At 42.6% G+C, this 14,627-nt stretch carries 18 protein-coding genes and 1 other RNA gene; 17 read left to right on the top strand and 2 right to left on the bottom strand.

Translation table 11 applies throughout. The features are described 5' to 3' along the window. Positions 1–102: 102 nt before the first annotated feature. From QWZ01_RS05730 to QWZ01_RS05675, 12 genes are all read left to right on the top strand, one after another. Complete coding sequence (locus QWZ01_RS05730) at positions 103–501, top strand: DUF1573 domain-containing protein (RefSeq protein WP_290322319.1); 399 nt, start codon at positions 103–105, stop codon at positions 499–501. Between the two features lie 139 nt (positions 502–640). Then, positions 641–1,867: a pyridoxal phosphate-dependent aminotransferase gene (locus QWZ01_RS05725; RefSeq protein ID WP_290322318.1), complete on the top strand. Its 1,227-nt coding sequence runs from the start codon at positions 641–643 to the stop codon at positions 1,865–1,867. A 131-nt stretch (positions 1,868–1,998) separates the two neighbouring features. After that, positions 1,999–2,366: a transfer-messenger RNA gene (gene ssrA / locus QWZ01_RS05720) on the top strand. 249 nt (positions 2,367–2,615) lie between these two features. Continuing rightward, positions 2,616–3,833, top strand: coding sequence for a site-specific integrase (locus QWZ01_RS05715; protein ID WP_290322317.1), 1,218 nt, complete (start codon positions 2,616–2,618; stop codon positions 3,831–3,833). 67 nt (positions 3,834–3,900) lie between these two features. Continuing rightward, entirely contained in the window at positions 3,901–4,431 is a 531-nt protein-coding gene (locus QWZ01_RS05710) for an ORF6N domain-containing protein (RefSeq protein WP_290322316.1), read from the top strand. Positions 4,432–4,488: 57 nt separating this feature from the next. After that, a complete protein-coding gene (locus QWZ01_RS05705) occupies positions 4,489–5,247 on the top strand; it encodes a hypothetical protein (protein ID WP_290322315.1) in 759 nt (252 codons plus the stop codon). Positions 5,248–5,421: 174 nt separating this feature from the next. Further along, entirely contained in the window at positions 5,422–5,691 is a 270-nt protein-coding gene (locus QWZ01_RS05700; RefSeq protein ID WP_290322314.1) for a helix-turn-helix domain-containing protein, read from the top strand. Positions 5,692–5,705: 14 nt separating this feature from the next. Then, positions 5,706–5,966 carry a helix-turn-helix domain-containing protein gene (locus QWZ01_RS05695; RefSeq protein ID WP_290322313.1) on the top strand — a complete coding sequence of 87 codons (261 nt, stop codon included), beginning with the start codon at positions 5,706–5,708 and terminating at the stop codon, positions 5,964–5,966. A 44-nt stretch (positions 5,967–6,010) separates the two neighbouring features. Further along, positions 6,011–6,286: a hypothetical protein gene (locus tag QWZ01_RS05690; RefSeq protein WP_290322312.1), complete on the top strand. Its 276-nt coding sequence runs from the start codon at positions 6,011–6,013 to the stop codon at positions 6,284–6,286. A 185-nt stretch (positions 6,287–6,471) separates the two neighbouring features. Further along, positions 6,472–6,876 (top strand): plasmid mobilization protein, encoded by a 405-nt coding sequence (locus tag QWZ01_RS05685; protein ID WP_290322310.1) that lies wholly within the window; start codon positions 6,472–6,474, stop codon positions 6,874–6,876. After that, a complete protein-coding gene (locus QWZ01_RS05680) occupies positions 6,851–7,837 on the top strand; it encodes a relaxase/mobilization nuclease domain-containing protein (protein WP_290322308.1) in 987 nt (328 codons plus the stop codon). Before QWZ01_RS05685 ends, QWZ01_RS05680 begins: the two co-directional genes overlap by 26 nt. Further along, complete coding sequence (locus tag QWZ01_RS05675; protein WP_290322307.1) at positions 7,834–8,358, top strand: hypothetical protein; 525 nt, start codon at positions 7,834–7,836, stop codon at positions 8,356–8,358. The genes QWZ01_RS05680 and QWZ01_RS05675 overlap by 4 nt, the downstream gene beginning before the upstream one ends. Before the next feature lie 325 nt (positions 8,359–8,683). Here QWZ01_RS05675 and QWZ01_RS05670 read toward each other — a convergent pair whose 3' ends face one another. Both QWZ01_RS05670 and QWZ01_RS05665 read right to left on the bottom strand, forming a co-directional pair. Next, complete coding sequence (locus QWZ01_RS05670) at positions 8,684–10,129, bottom strand: sensor histidine kinase (protein WP_290322306.1); 1,446 nt, start codon at positions 10,127–10,129, stop codon at positions 8,684–8,686. Positions 10,130–10,204: 75 nt separating this feature from the next. Continuing rightward, the gene (locus QWZ01_RS05665; protein WP_290322305.1) at positions 10,205–10,498 is read right to left on the bottom strand and encodes a hypothetical protein; all 294 of its coding nucleotides are present in this window, start codon (positions 10,496–10,498) and stop codon (positions 10,205–10,207) included. Between the two features lie 76 nt (positions 10,499–10,574). Here QWZ01_RS05665 and xth point away from each other — a divergent pair, with 76 nt between their 5' ends. From xth to QWZ01_RS05640, 5 genes are all read left to right on the top strand, one after another. Then, the gene (xth, locus tag QWZ01_RS05660; RefSeq protein WP_290322304.1) at positions 10,575–11,354 is read left to right on the top strand and encodes an exodeoxyribonuclease III; all 780 of its coding nucleotides are present in this window, start codon (positions 10,575–10,577) and stop codon (positions 11,352–11,354) included. 149 nt (positions 11,355–11,503) lie between these two features. Continuing rightward, complete coding sequence (locus QWZ01_RS05655; RefSeq protein ID WP_290322303.1) at positions 11,504–12,658, top strand: acyl-CoA dehydrogenase family protein; 1,155 nt, start codon at positions 11,504–11,506, stop codon at positions 12,656–12,658. Between the two features lie 2 nt (positions 12,659–12,660). After that, positions 12,661–14,148, top strand: coding sequence for a sensor histidine kinase (locus QWZ01_RS05650; protein WP_290322302.1), 1,488 nt, complete (start codon positions 12,661–12,663; stop codon positions 14,146–14,148). After that, positions 14,149–14,322, top strand: a complete 174-nt coding sequence (locus QWZ01_RS05645) for a response regulator (RefSeq protein ID WP_290322301.1) — start codon at positions 14,149–14,151, stop codon at positions 14,320–14,322. Next, positions 14,315–14,524, top strand: a complete 210-nt coding sequence (locus tag QWZ01_RS05640; RefSeq protein ID WP_353959403.1) for a response regulator — start codon at positions 14,315–14,317, stop codon at positions 14,522–14,524. Before QWZ01_RS05645 ends, QWZ01_RS05640 begins: the two co-directional genes overlap by 8 nt. Positions 14,525–14,627 lie beyond the last annotated feature (103 nt).

The raw sequence follows: 14,627 nt of genomic DNA, 5'->3' as shown, positions 1-14,627 counted from the left end.
ATTCTATTCTGTAAATAGCAAACTAACAATAAAACATAGAGTTTTCCGAATAGTTTTTAAATTACATTAAACCTTATATATTTGTATTAATCAAATAAACATATGAAAAAAATATTAATGATTTGCGCAGTAATATTGGGTTTTGCCTTTACTGCATCAGCACAGGATAGCCAAAAGGCAGAGTTTAAATTTAACGAAGAAAAACACGACTTCGGTAAAATACCTCAGGGCACACCTGTAACCACTGTTTTTGAATTTACTAACGTTGGCAAAGAGCCTCTTATTTTAACCGAGGTAAGACCAACCTGTGGCTGTACCATTGCTGATTATACTAAAACCCCTGTAAAAGGCGGTGAAAAAGGCACTATCAAAATCACTTACAATGCAGCTGCTGCAGCGCCATTTAACAAAACAATTGTTGTTAAATCAAACGCCGTAACCCCGGAAAAGTATTTAAACATTATTGGCGAAGTTGTAGCTAAACCTGCATCAAGCAAATAATTTAGGTGAATTTGATTTAAACCCGATGCCTTGCCAGGCAAGGAAACTGAAAGTATTTAAAAGACCCATTTAATGGGTCTTTTTTAGTTTACAGCATTATTTAAAATGGCAATACTTTCTTTTTTTACTAATTTTGCACATGCCAAAAATATCTCAAAAAGGGCAGCGTATGCCCGCATCCCCTATCCGTAAATTAACTCCATATGCTGATAAAGCAAAACTGGAAGGCAAAAAGGTTTACCATTTAAATATAGGTCAGCCCGATATTGAAACACCGGAGGGCATGTTAAATGCCATAAAAAATATTGATTTTAAGGTTTGGGCCTATACGCCATCAGAGGGTACACTTGTATATCGTAAAAAACTTACTGAATATTATAATAAATTAGGTTATAATATAACTCCGGATAATATTATCGTGACTACAGGTGGCTCTGAAGCTATAACAATTGCCATGATGGCCTGCCTTGACCAGGGCGATGAGGTGATCATCCCTGAACCCTTTTATGCAAACTACAACGGCTTTGCCAGCCAAAGCGATATTGTGGTTAAACCGATACTATCCTATATTGATAATGGTTTTGCACTGCCCCCAATCAGTGAATTTGAAAAATTAATAACTGATAAAACAAAGGCAATTATTATTTGCAACCCTAATAACCCAACAGGATATTTATACTCAAAAGAGGAGCTTGATGAATTAAAAACATTAGCCTTAAAGTATGACCTGTATTTATTTTCAGATGAGGCATATCGCGAATTTTGTTATGATGGACGAGAGTTTATATCGCCAATGCACCTGGAAGGCTTAGATGAAAATGTAATTGTAATGGATACCGTAAGCAAGCGTTATAGTGCCTGCGGAGCAAGATTAGGCTGCCTCATTACCAAGAATAAAGAAGTTTTATCTGCCGGATTAAAATTTGCCCAGGCCCGCCTTAGTGCCGGTATGGTTGAACAAATTGCCGGCGCCGCAGCTGTTGATACCCCAGATAGCTATTTTGAAGCAGTTAATAAAGAGTATACCAGCCGTCGTGATACATTGGTGAGCGCTTTAAATCGAATTGATGGTGTGTATTGCCCTAACCCTGGCGGTGCTTTTTATGTGGTTGCAAAACTACCTATTGATAATGCAGATAATTTTTGCCAGTGGATGTTAGAAACCTTTAGTTATCAAAATCAAACAGTTATGATGGCTCCTGCAACGGGCTTTTACAGTACACCAGGCGCTGGTTATAATGAAGTACGTATGGCCTATGTATTGAATAAAGAGGATCTGCAAAATGCCATGATCTGTTTGGAAGAGGCATTAAAAGTATACCCGGGAAGAACAGTTAACGAGGGAGAACTTTCAGCGACCAAATAATTATTAAATATTACAAACAGTTAATCTGTGAGTTTAAGTTTTACTTATCCAGATCAGGTTAACTGTAGTTTTTTACCTATATTTGTAAGCTTATCAAACATCAATGTTTGTTGGGATACCACAAATTAAATGGGGTCGACCGGAATTGACAGGATGGAGATAAGTAAGTAAGCATGCAGCGCGTTGGGTGAATTAGCGCTTAAATCTGAACGCTCAAACTTACAAATGGCGAAAATAACTACGCCTTAGCTGCTTAATTTAGAATTAACTAGCTTTTGTCCCGCCGGTTTTCCGTTCTGTTGAATCGGCAATCGGGGCATCGAAAAACGGAACTGGTTTGCTTAAGGTGTGCATAGCGAACGAGATAAAGCACCTAAGGAAGACGGTACAGGTAAGCGACTGACCTTCCCCTTCCCTACAATTAAACAGAAGCTAAGCATGTAGAAAGCTTACCTTATACCATGTTTGGACGAGGGTTCGAATCCCTCCGGCTCCACTGAATTCAATGTCAAAACAGACTAAAAGCCTGCAAATCAAATGATTGCAGGCTTTTGCTTTTTAGTCAAATGGCTACACTATTCACCAATTCGCAATAAAAAGGAGCGTAATTCGGTGAGTAAGTTTTAAATGCTCCTTACTCACCAAAACGACATATCGCTTTGATAATCAAGGTATTCAAATTTTGAACATCTTGTACAGATGTGATTGCAAGCTTAATTTTGTTTCACTTTTTAATGCTTAAAACATTATGAAAACTAATTTCAGCTTGCTTTTTTATTTAAAAAAGCCAAAAAACTATCAAAACGGCTTGGTGCCTATTTATCTACGTATTACCGTAAATGGCAAACGTTCGGAAACTACCACCGGGCGCGAGTGTGATCCCTGCCTATGGAATAGTATTGCTGGCCGGTTAAAAGGAACTAAAGAAGACACTAAATCATTTAACGCCTATTTAGACACTTTGCAAAAACAAGTGTTTGAAGCGCACAGTCAATTGACCGAAGCAAAAAGCAGTATTACCGCTGAAACACTTAGGGATAAATTATTGGGTAAAAGCGAAAAAACAAGAATGCTTATAGACATATTTAAAGACCACAATAAGAAAGTTGCCACATTAGTTGGTAAAGAATATGCCGCAGGTACTTCAATTCGCTATCAAACCTCACTAAAGCACACCCAAGAATATTTACAGTGGCAATACAAAGTGTCGGATATAGATATTAAAAAAATCGATCATGATTTCATTACCAACTATGAGTTTTATCTCCGATCAGAACGCAATTGTGCTAATAACTCTGCTTTTAAATACATAAAGAATTTTAAAAAAATCGTTGGCATTTGCTTATCAAGCGGGTGGTTAGACAAAGACCCATTTATCAACTACAAAATAAGGATTAAGCAGGTTGACAGGGTTTTCCTTAATGGAGATGATTTGCAAGCTATGGCGAACAAAGTATTTTCAACAGAGCGCTTAAGCCAGGTAAGGGATATTTTTTTATTTTGCTGTTTTACGGGTTTAGCTTATGCTGATGTAAACAAGCTTAAACGCAACGAGATTGTTAAAGGTCTGGACGGAGAAATGTGGATATTCACAAAACGTAAAAAAACAGACATCCCAAGCCGTATTCCATTACTACCATCTGCCTTAACTCTACTTGACAAATACACAGATCATCCTGTTTGCAGTAATTTGGGTAAAGCTCTTCCGGTAAGTACCAATCAAAAAATGAATGCTTATTTAAAAGAAATAGCGGGTATTTGCGGTATAGATAAACCTTTGACTTTTCACATTGCCCGACATACTTTTGCCACTACCGTGACACTATCCAACGGTGTACCTATAGAGAGCGTAAGCAAAATGTTAGGTCATACCAATATTAAAACTACACAGCACTACGCTAAAATATTGGATTTAAAAGTTAGCCAGGACATGGCCGCCATTAGACAGAAATACGCCGCAATTTAATTTTATGATCTCTAAGGTCACATTTTGTGACCTTAGAGAATTTCATAATTATCTAACACATTAAAAAATGGAAAATCAAATTATACCTGATGAAGTCATCATGGCTAAGATATTTTACATCAGAGGACAAAAAGTAATGCTTGATAAGGATTTGGCGGAATTGTACGGTACAGAAACCAAAAAGCTTAAACAACAGGTTAACAGAAACCTTAATAGATTTCCGAACCATTATATGTTTGAGTTGACAAAAGAAGAAAATGAACTTTTAAGGTCGCAAAATGCGACTTTAAAGAAAGGTGAACATTCCAAATACCTGCCATTTGTTTTTACAGAACATGGCATTTTAATGTTGTCCAATGTGCTTAAAAGTGAAAGCGCGGTACAGGTAAGTATTCGGATTATAGATGTTTTTGTTAGGCTAAGAGAGGTTTACGCTGAACAAACGGAAGTTTGGTTAGCTATTGAAAAGATAAAATCCAAGCTTGATAATCAGGATAAGAATATGGAAATAGTATTTCGCTATCTTGATGAACTAATTGATAAAAAAGACAACCCGCCTCCCCGTAAAACAATTGGCTTTAAACCGGATGGATTTTAGAATCATTTTAAAACAAAGCTTTATAATAAATTTGTTATCTACCTTAGAAACAACTTTATGAGAGCACAGTATTTCAAACACCGTCATTGGACTGATTTTTCCACAGATAGCAATGATATAGGCCGCCCCTTGTTTTGGCCAAAAGATAACGAAGACAATCATTTCTTATACAGGTTATATGATAAGCAGGAAGTAGAGTTTCCTGCTTTTTATCAATATCATCTCGATTATTTTCTAAAGCTTTATTCTGATGCGAACGAAAAAGAGTTCTTTACACACGTTTGGGAAATAATTGATGATGCCACTGCCGAACTGAAAGTAAAAAACCGCTACACTTCCAGGCATGCTATGGAGTTTAAAAATAAACAGCATTTAAAAAGTTTCTTAGCCTATCTTAAAACTATCGACCAATGGGACACAGGTAGAACTAAAGATGAAATCATTGCGGATAAAGAGGGCGAAATCAGAAGCTTGAAAGAACAAAATGCAGAGTTGAAAGAAGAACTTAAAGCCGCGAGGAAATTAGAAACCGAAGACTTTATAAATATTCAGGAGGGTTATCTTCTGACCGTTGTTGATCTCGCAAAGAAAATCCAGGGCTTAGAATTGAATGGTAAGGAACTTGTATTTTCACAAACGCAAACCGTTTGGACTAAGATGATCTGTAAAAATTTCAGACATGGCAATAAGGAAATTAAGTTTGAAACTATTAGGCGGTATTTCCCCGGCAATCCTGATGAACCCAGCGGCAGGTCAGCCGCCGTTCCCGCTAAATCACAGCTTTTTCAAATAGTTGAAGCTAAAAAGCGAAGTTGATATAACACGTTTTTTGCTTTACCCCTCCGTTTAATACTATCTATCATTTTATTGGTAATGAGTTAATTGTACACTATTTCAACTTAACTCAAACCACTCCAATTTAACCACGCGAATCTGCGTGGTAACGAAAAAGCGCGTTTTCACTATTCCTTTGATTCAAAATCAAAGGCTATGGAAATATTCAGCACAAATGCCCTAAGCCAATGCATACGCGAGGCAGTGAGGGCAGAACTACAACAACACTTTAAAACAGGCGGCAGCCAGCCGCAAGATTCAGAAAAACTTTTATCCAAGCAGGAGCTTGCCGCCGAACTCGGCGTGTCACTGGTAACGCTTACCGACTGGATGAAAAAAGGCTTACCCTATATGCGCCTGCATAAACGGGTGTACTTCAAAAAAAGTGAGGTACTCAATGCCATGCAACAAACTATTAAAGATTAAAAGGAGGATGACAGATGAATGTGGAATTGGTCACAAGAGAGGATTTAAGGCGGTTGGAAGATTTATTAAAAGAGATCAAACAGATTGTTCAGCCGGGACAAAGCCAACCTAAAAAATGGCTAAAGAGTAGCGAGGTTAGGAAGATGCTAAATATATCACCAGGCACATTACAAAATCTGCGCATTAACGGGACGTTGCGCTTCACCAAAATGGGCAGCATCATGTACTACAAGTTAGAAGATATTAACAAGATTTTGGAGGAGAACGGACAATGATTATCTCAAAAGAATTAAATGGTTACAGCGACCTCGTTAGGCGCATGGGAACGGACAAGCGGGTGCTGGCCACCCATGTAAGCTTGTTCACGGCTTTATTTATTTTTTGGCAGCGAAATGGCTTTGTTAGCCCCTTTTCCGTCACCCGAAAAACAGTAATGACATTTTCAAAGATCGCTTCAATTGCGACTTATCACAAGTGCATCAGGGAACTGGACGAGTATGGTTACATCCGTTACCAGCCGTCTTTTCACCCTGCAAAAGGCAGCTTGATTTATTGGCCGGATGGCTTAAAAGCCAGCGGCTTTAAAGCAGTTTGAGATATGCAGATATACCGCCTATTCCCACTTGCGGGGATAGCGGTTTTTTATCCGCTTGTAAGGAGCAAGTTTGTGTTTTTGTTGCCACAAAAACATCCCGGATGCCTGACGGCACCGGGCAAACTTGCCTTTTGCGCCCGATGGTTGCAAAAGGGAAAATGGAAGAAAGAGTAATGAGTTAACCGATGGAAGCAACAGCAAAGACAACCAATAAACAGCAGGTAACCCAGCCAAAAAACAAAGGGGGTGCACCAAAGAAAAGGGTTAAACGGGAGTTGATTATCCGCATTAGGATGACTGCGACCGAGCGCTTTTATATCGACAGTAAAGCCAAAGCCGCCGGGATGCGATCAAGCAGTTGGATAAGGGCGGCAGCTAAAAGCGCAAAGGTAGTCCCAAGATTGACAGACGATGAGCGGCGCATCCTTTGGATGCTTGCCGAGTTAGCCAATAACCTGAATCAATTAACAAAGCTTGCGCATCAACTTGGACTTTTAACGGTGGCAAGGGATTGCAGTAAAATTTTAAACGAAATAGATATTACTTTAAAACGCCTCAATAACAATGATAGGGAAAGTGATAACGGGTAGAAGCTTTGGCGGATGCATTCGCTACGTGATTCAAAAAAATGACGCGGTGATACTGGATGCAGCTGGCGTAAGAATGCAGCAAGTTAACCAGATCATCAATGATTTTAATTTGCAACGGAAGTACAATCCCAATTTGGGAAAGGCAGTTGGCCATATCGCTTTAAGCTGGAGCGTAAATGATGCCGCTAAGTTAACCGATGACCTAATGGTAAATCTGGCCAAAGAATACCTGCAAAAAATGAAGATACAGGACACGCAGTACCTAATTGTTAAGCACCGGGATAAAGATCATCCGCATATCCACATCGTTTACAACCGGGTTAGCAACAATGGCAAAACCATATCCGATAATTTTCAAAAACAAAGGAATGTACAGGTAGCTAAAGAATTGACACTTAAACACGCTCTTTACCTGTCACCGGGTAAAGAGCGCGTTAATCGCCAACAGCTAAAAGGCGAGGATAAGATCAAGTACGAATTATTTGATGCGATAAAAGCAGCCAGCAAAAAAGTAAAAAATATCAATGAGCTGAAGCAGGTGTTGGCCAAGCAGGGTATTGCTACCCATTTGAAATTCAAAAGCGGCACTACGGAAGTACAGGGCATCAGTTTCAGTAAAGGCCAATACAAATTCAAAGGATCAGAGATTGACCGCAGTTTAAGTTATGCAAAGCTTAGCCAGGCCATAGAACAACAGCAAATAAAACCGGAAAAGAGCTTGGCAGATCAGCTAAGGGAAGTAATGGAAAATGCAAAGCAGGAAATAGAAAGTCAGGAAAAGACCGAACAAACTATCTATATAAAGCCGGAGTCGGAAACCAATTATTTGAGGCAATCGCTATCAGCAGGAGCAGATTTATTAAGTGGCTTGCTTGGCAATATTGCCGACGATGATGATAGCCCGGAAAGAAAGCGTCGAAAGAAAAATGAACAACAACAAAGCAGAGGAATATCAAGATGAAAGAAATAGATGAACTAAACCAAAGAATGGATAGCAACGACGAGATTGTTGATAGCCTCGTAAAAAAGAATACAGAGATTGAAAAGCAGGTAGCAAAAATCACCGACAATCCGGTCCCTGACTATTCAATTGCGATAAATACTATACTTACTGAAGTAAGGGAAATCAAGCAGAACATCAAACAGAATGACGAATTGACCTTGCTTAAACAGATATATGAAAAATTGAGTAAGGTGCCAACATCTGCCACTAAACAATTACGCATTTTATTGTTCCCCGAAATCAATCAAGCCCAGTACTATAAAATCGTATTTGGCAGGCTTATTCCTTGGGTGATATTTTTGGTGGTTATAACTTATTTATATTCTTTAGGCGGCAAGGCCATTGATGCCTACGGCCAGCATAAGCAAAGCGAACAATCAGCCCATTATAAACGGGCATGGGTTTATTTAAAGCAGATCGCGAAAAAGAGAACTTTATCCGCTATGGATACCGCTTATACTAAAACAGAAAACAAATAGCATATCTTTCGAACCATGCAGCTACGGCAGGCGGCTTCATTACACCTCGCGCTATCGCGCCGGGTTTCATTGCGCCGTCAGCCTCGCTGCCGCTGGCAGGAGTGAATTCGTTCCTCATAACACACCTGCCTTTCCTCCCACTCAAAATTATAATCCCATTTCACCGCATACGGCAAAGTTACCGACCGGCGTGTGAAAAGTAAAGGCTACACAAGCGAAGCATTTTGATTTGTTTTTCAGCGGTGCTTCGGCCTTGACATTTCACCCGCCTTGCGCTTTTGGTGCCTAAGCGTTGAAAATGGGATGGTGTGTGCATTAGAAAAAATCAATAGAGCGGCAGGGTAAAGTAAAATGTTGAGCCTCCGCCTTCTTCACTGGTGAACCCTGTCGTTCCCCCCGAGAGCCTGATGATCTCGGCCGATAAATGCAGTCCCAGGCCAGTTCCCGGAATCTTCGATTTTTTGATCGAATCGGTTCTGCCGAAACGCTGGAAGATCTTATGCTGTTCGTCAGCGGGGATACCCAGCCCAAAATCGCGGACACTTACTTTGACCTGGTGTTCCGGTTCATTGCCAATATAAATATCAACTTCACTGGCTTGGGGGGAATACTTGACCGCGTTGGACAGCAGGTTATTGATCACTGAAGCGACACGGATCTTGTCGGCAAACACGATACAATCCGTTTCGTGGTTAACGGTGATCCGGTGCGAGACTTGGGTGACCGCAAAGCTTTCGACCTGCTCTTTCACCAGCCCGCAAAGTTCGAACACTTCCGGGTCGAGCAGGAGTTTGCCGGTCTTGATCTTAGAAGTATCCAGCAGCGAAGTGATGAGCGCGCTTAAATAGGTGACCTGCTCGTTGATCTTCTGGATCGCCTTCCTTACAATGGGCTTGGCATCCTTCAGTTCCCTTTCCAGGATCTGCGCATAAGCTTTGATCACCGATATCGGGGTACGTATCTCGTGGCTGGCGACCGAGATGAAAACATCTTTTTCTTCCATCAGCGCATTATCATCTGTTCGATCCTCGAACTCCAGACTGAAAAGTTCATTGGGACGCTGGTAGACCCTGCGCGGTTTGACCAGCACGCTGCGTATGCCTTTTTGCGGATGCTCATAGGTAAGCTCGAAGCTGCTATGAAAATTATTGCTCTTGATGACATTCTCCAGCAAAGCGCGCAGCATGGTCATATTCAGACCGCCGTCGGCGATATCATAAAAGTTTTTGCCAATGATGTTTTGCTTATCCATGCTGAAATATTGGATAAACGAAGCAGTAGTGTTAACCACGGTCATTGCGGCATTAAGCACTACGATGGGTTCGGGATAGGCAGCCACCAGCGCCTCAGCCATGGCACTTTCCTCACGCAGGTTGGCTTCCGCCTGGTCGGCGTCTGAACTGTTTTGCATTACCTTAGTAAAGCCGATGTGCTCGGCGGACTTGTTGTATAAAGGGAAGACTAACCCGCTGCCCCAAAAGCGGCTGCGGTCTTTCTTAACGTGAAATCGTTCGTTAACCGCTTTGCCGTCTGCCAGTGCATTTTGGAATTCATGAGCAGGCACTTCGGCTGCAATGTCTTCCGCCGTGTACAGGATCTCACCACCCCGGCCGATAATGTCCTGCGGTTCATACAGAAGAATGCGCACCGCGCCTGCACTCCAGGTGGTGATCAGGCCGTTTTTATCCGTGGTAAATACCGCGTAATCTTTCAAGCTCTGGATGATCGCCTCATAATCTTCAGGCGTTCCCTGCATTATTCCTTCATTCATATTGTTTTTGTTAGTGGTGAAACGCAAACGCTGGATGAATAGAGGATTCAGACTGGCGGTAACGGTATGCTTTATTTATCCGGCCTGTTCTTCCAGGAAGCCGGTCAGGTGTTCTTCCAATAGTGCGGTGTTATAATCAGCGCCTGTCGCAAGTAACGTTACTGACAACTCATTTTCGCTTACGGTAATGTTCAGTGCCGGACCTTCGATCACCTCCGGGAAAAGAATATTGATCTCATCATATACATGCGCATATTCGATGGACAGGTTGGAACCCAGCTTACCGTTGATATAGTCCCCGAACTCCGTTTTTAATAGGTTAAACAGCTGCTCTGCACTGAGTGGTTTTACGTTATTGATAGTTGCCATAGGCTTGTATAAGCGATAGAACTGCTTTAAGTTTCATCCCGGAGCAACTATATAATTGAAACGCTGTTGTTAGTGCGTGAAGATCGCGACATACAACATTAACGGCATCAATGGCCGGCTGACCAATTTGCTGCGCTGGCTGGAAGAAGCTGGACCGGATGTGGTGTGTCTGCAGGAATTGAAATGTACCGATAACCAGTTTCCTGAAAAAATCTTGATGGATTTCGGCTACCATGCGATCTGGCAGGGGCAGCAAAGCTGGAATGGGGTGGCGATCTTATCCCGCTATGGCGAGATACAGGAAACCAAGCGGGGCCTCGATGGTGACCCGGATGATACGCACAGCCGCTACATTGAGGCTTTTATCAACGGTGTGGTCATTGGTTGTCTCTATCTGCCAAACGGCAACCCTTATCCGGGGCCGAAATTTGATTACAAGATTAAATGGCTCATGCGGCTGATCGCGCATAGCCAGAAACTATTAACCTTCGGTTTGCCCGTCGCCCTCATCGGCGACTACAACATCATGCCCACAGCCCTCGATACCTATAAGCCGGAAAAATACATCAACAATGCGCTATTCCGTCCCGAGGCCAGGCAATTGTGGGAAGAATTATTAAAGGATGGCTGGACAGATGCCATACGCCAGCTTTATCCTGACCAGCGCATTTATACCTTTTGGGATTATTTGCGGGAGGCTTATGGCCGCAATGCCGGTCTGCGGCTGGATCATTTCCTGTTGAATCAGCCATTGCATGAACGTTTAGTGAGGGCAGTCGTCGATGCTGATGTCCGCGGCTGGCCGCATAGCAGTGACCATGCGCCGGTTTGGATAGAGCTGGCGGAAAGCCGTTAAACATTCCGGACTTTTTATATTGCCTAATGTTGATTTGATACTCAAAATGACCGTCCCGCGATTGCTTTAAATCAAATCCGCCCGGTGCCGTCTTTCGTTTATATATTAGCGGTATGAATATTGCTCCCACACTCCATTAATATATCTCCATGAGTTTAGATCTTTTAATTCAACAGGCTGCTGTCATTTCCAGAGAGGTAGCCGCTAAAGAAGCTTTGTCTGCCGACCGTGATGGTGTATGGGTAACTGACACCATGAAGGCTTTGCAGGACACTCAGCTCATGGGTTTGGTTGTACCCAAAGCAAACGGCGGTTTGGGTCATGGTTTATTAGCGCTGGCCCGTATTAGTGAAGAATTGGGCAAGGGCTATTCGTCGGCCGGTTTATGTTTCGGCATGCATTGCGTCGGTACAGCCGTGATCGCGGCAAAAGCCACAGGTTGGCAACAGGAACAATACCTGGTGCCGATTGCCGAGGGTAAACATATCACCACGCTTGCATTAAGTGAGACAGGTACCGGCGCACACTTCTATTTCCCGCAAACACCGCTGATCGCCGTGACCGAAGATGAATTTTTGGTCAACGGTACCAAGTCCTTCGTGACCAACGGCACACATGCGGACTCTTATGTTGTGTCTACTTTAGGTGCCAGTTCGGAAGCAGAAGCCGATCAGTTCTCTTGCATCCTGGTGGACGCGGAGATGGAAGGCCTGGAATGGGGTCAGCTATGGGACGGTATCGGGATGCGCGGCAATTCTTCCCGCACTTTAAATTTAAATGATATTCATATTCCCGGACGTAATATTTTAGGAGAAAAAGGCGACCAGCTCTGGTATATCTTCAATGTAGTAGCACCCTATTTCCTGATGTCGATGGCGGGTACCTATCTGGGTATCGCGGAAGCGGCTTTAATAGAGGCAAAGGCTACTTTAGCCAAACGCAGTTATGCGCATAACGGCAGCGGGCTGGCCAGCGTTGGTTTCCTACAGCATAAATTAGGCACGTTATGGGCAAAGGTGGAACGCACCCGCCGCCTGGTTTACCATGCTGCAGAAGCCGGTGACCATAATGAAGCCGATGCGATGTTACATTTATTAAGCGCTAAAGCGGAAGTAGCACATTGTGTGACCGATGTGGTCAATGAAGTAATGACCATAGCCGGCGGTCAGGGTTATCAGCATAATTCACATTTGGGTATGTTATTGCGCGACGCCAGGGCGGCGCATGTAATGTCACCTACTACAGACCTTTTATACACCTGGATGGGCAGGATACTGCTCGACCAACCCATCTTTTCTGATTAATTATGCCGGGAGCCAAAATTTTATATATCGGGTTCGGCGAACTGATGAACAGCATAAAGGACAAGTTATCTGTCCGCGAGGGTGTGGAGTTCCGGGAAATTTTACAGCTGAGTTCGGACGTACACGAAAACCTGTTAGCTGATGGCGACATCTTTTTGATCGGGCCCTATACCTTAGAACCGGTGCGCCAGGTACAGCGTGCTACCCTTCAAAATTCGATGATCTCGGTGATTCTGCTGATCTTTCCTGACCACTTTCAGAAAGTAAAGCAGTCGGTACAGTTTGCTTATAATATCAGCAAGCATGTAACCTTTGTTTCATATGAATTAGGGAAAGATATAACAGTTGTTTTGGATAATGCCATTTTGCGGAGCCGGCAGCGTAAAAGCTTTTCCCGCATTGCGGAAACCGAAATTTACCCAAAACCTGCCAGCCCGAACGTTACTTATAAAAATCTGACTGCTTTTTTAGAAAATACACCCATCGGCGCCATTATATTCGATCAGCAACGTAACATTGTCACCGCCAACCTGAAAGCTAAAGAATTTTTCGCTCCAAAATTAGCCTTGGCAATCGGTATGAACTGGTCGGATCTTTTTCCTGACGAACAGCCAGCGGTTGTTACGTTGCCGCCTGAAGCCGGGCGTGAGCCGGTGCATGAGGTCATAAAGGTCAACAACCAATTTCTGGAGATCAATATCTCGCCTCTGGGTGTACAAGATAGTAAAACCTATTACCTGCTGCTGTTAAACGATATTACCCAAAAAATCAACGCGGAAAATAAGCTGCAAAGCAAGGTTGATGAGTTGGAGTTTTTGAACCAGGAGCTCGATCAGTTCGTCAATGTCATCTCCCATGATTTTAAGACACCTTTAACTTCTATCGGCTTACTGGCGGAAATGGGCATCAAGGAACGCAACCCTGATAAACAGGTAAACTTTTTAAAGCAGATCAAAGCGTCATCTAATAAGTTGCGGGATCTTTTAAAAGGGTTGAACGTGCTGGTGGATGCGACAAAAACAAAAGCGGAGAAGATTGAGCCGGTGAATTTTAACGCGCGCTTTACTTTGGTCATGGCCGATTATAACCAATTGCTGGAAAAAGACGGCGGTATCGTTAATGCCGATTTCAGCCAGGCACCGGGCATGGATTACTTTACCGCGCATATTGACAGTTTGCTGAGTAACCTGATCACCAATGCCATTAAATACCGTAACCCGGATATTCCGCTGGTCATTGAAATCAAAAGCCGCAAAGAAAAGGAATACACGATACTTAGTGTAAAAGATAACGGCAGCGGGATCGACCTGGCTAAAAACATGAATAAGTTGTTTCAGCCTTTTAAACGGCTGACCGATCAGGGTACAGGTTCAGGACTGGGGCTCAGTATTGTCAAACGCGTGATAGAAAAATCACAGGGCTACCTGGAAGTTTTCTCTCAGCCAGGTTCGGGAACGGAATTTAAAGCTTATTTGAAATCACAATCCTAAATGGAAACGGACAATAAACGAATTATCATTTTTGATGATGATGAAGATATCTTATCTATTTGTACCTATATCCTGCAAGAGCAAGGCTGGGAGGTATTGACCTACACCGATGCCAATGAGGTAGTAGAACGGGTAAGCGCGTTTTTACCGGCCCTAATATTTATGGATAACTAGGATACCCGATGAAGGCGGCATTTTAGCCACGCGTGCGTTAAAACACGCGGAGGCCTTAAAACATATCCCTGTTATTTATTTTTCAGCCAACAGCGAGATCGAAAGCCTGATGGAGGAAGCCGGGGCAGACAGTTATTTGGCTAAGCCATTCGATCTGGCGGATCTTGACCATATTATCAAAGTTGTATTGAGTAAGATTTAATACTAATTTTGAACACTGCCGTTTGCAGCGCATCGTAAATGTCTTCGCGGGGTAAAGAAGCGGTGACACGATCTCCCGGCGGAAAAATTTAATTATCTTGTAT

Source organism: Mucilaginibacter aquaedulcis, assembly GCF_030409325.1.
Classification (GTDB): Bacteria; Bacteroidota; Bacteroidia; order Sphingobacteriales; family Sphingobacteriaceae; genus Mucilaginibacter; species Mucilaginibacter aquaedulcis.
This window is presented reverse-complemented; position numbering and strand designations above follow the sequence as displayed.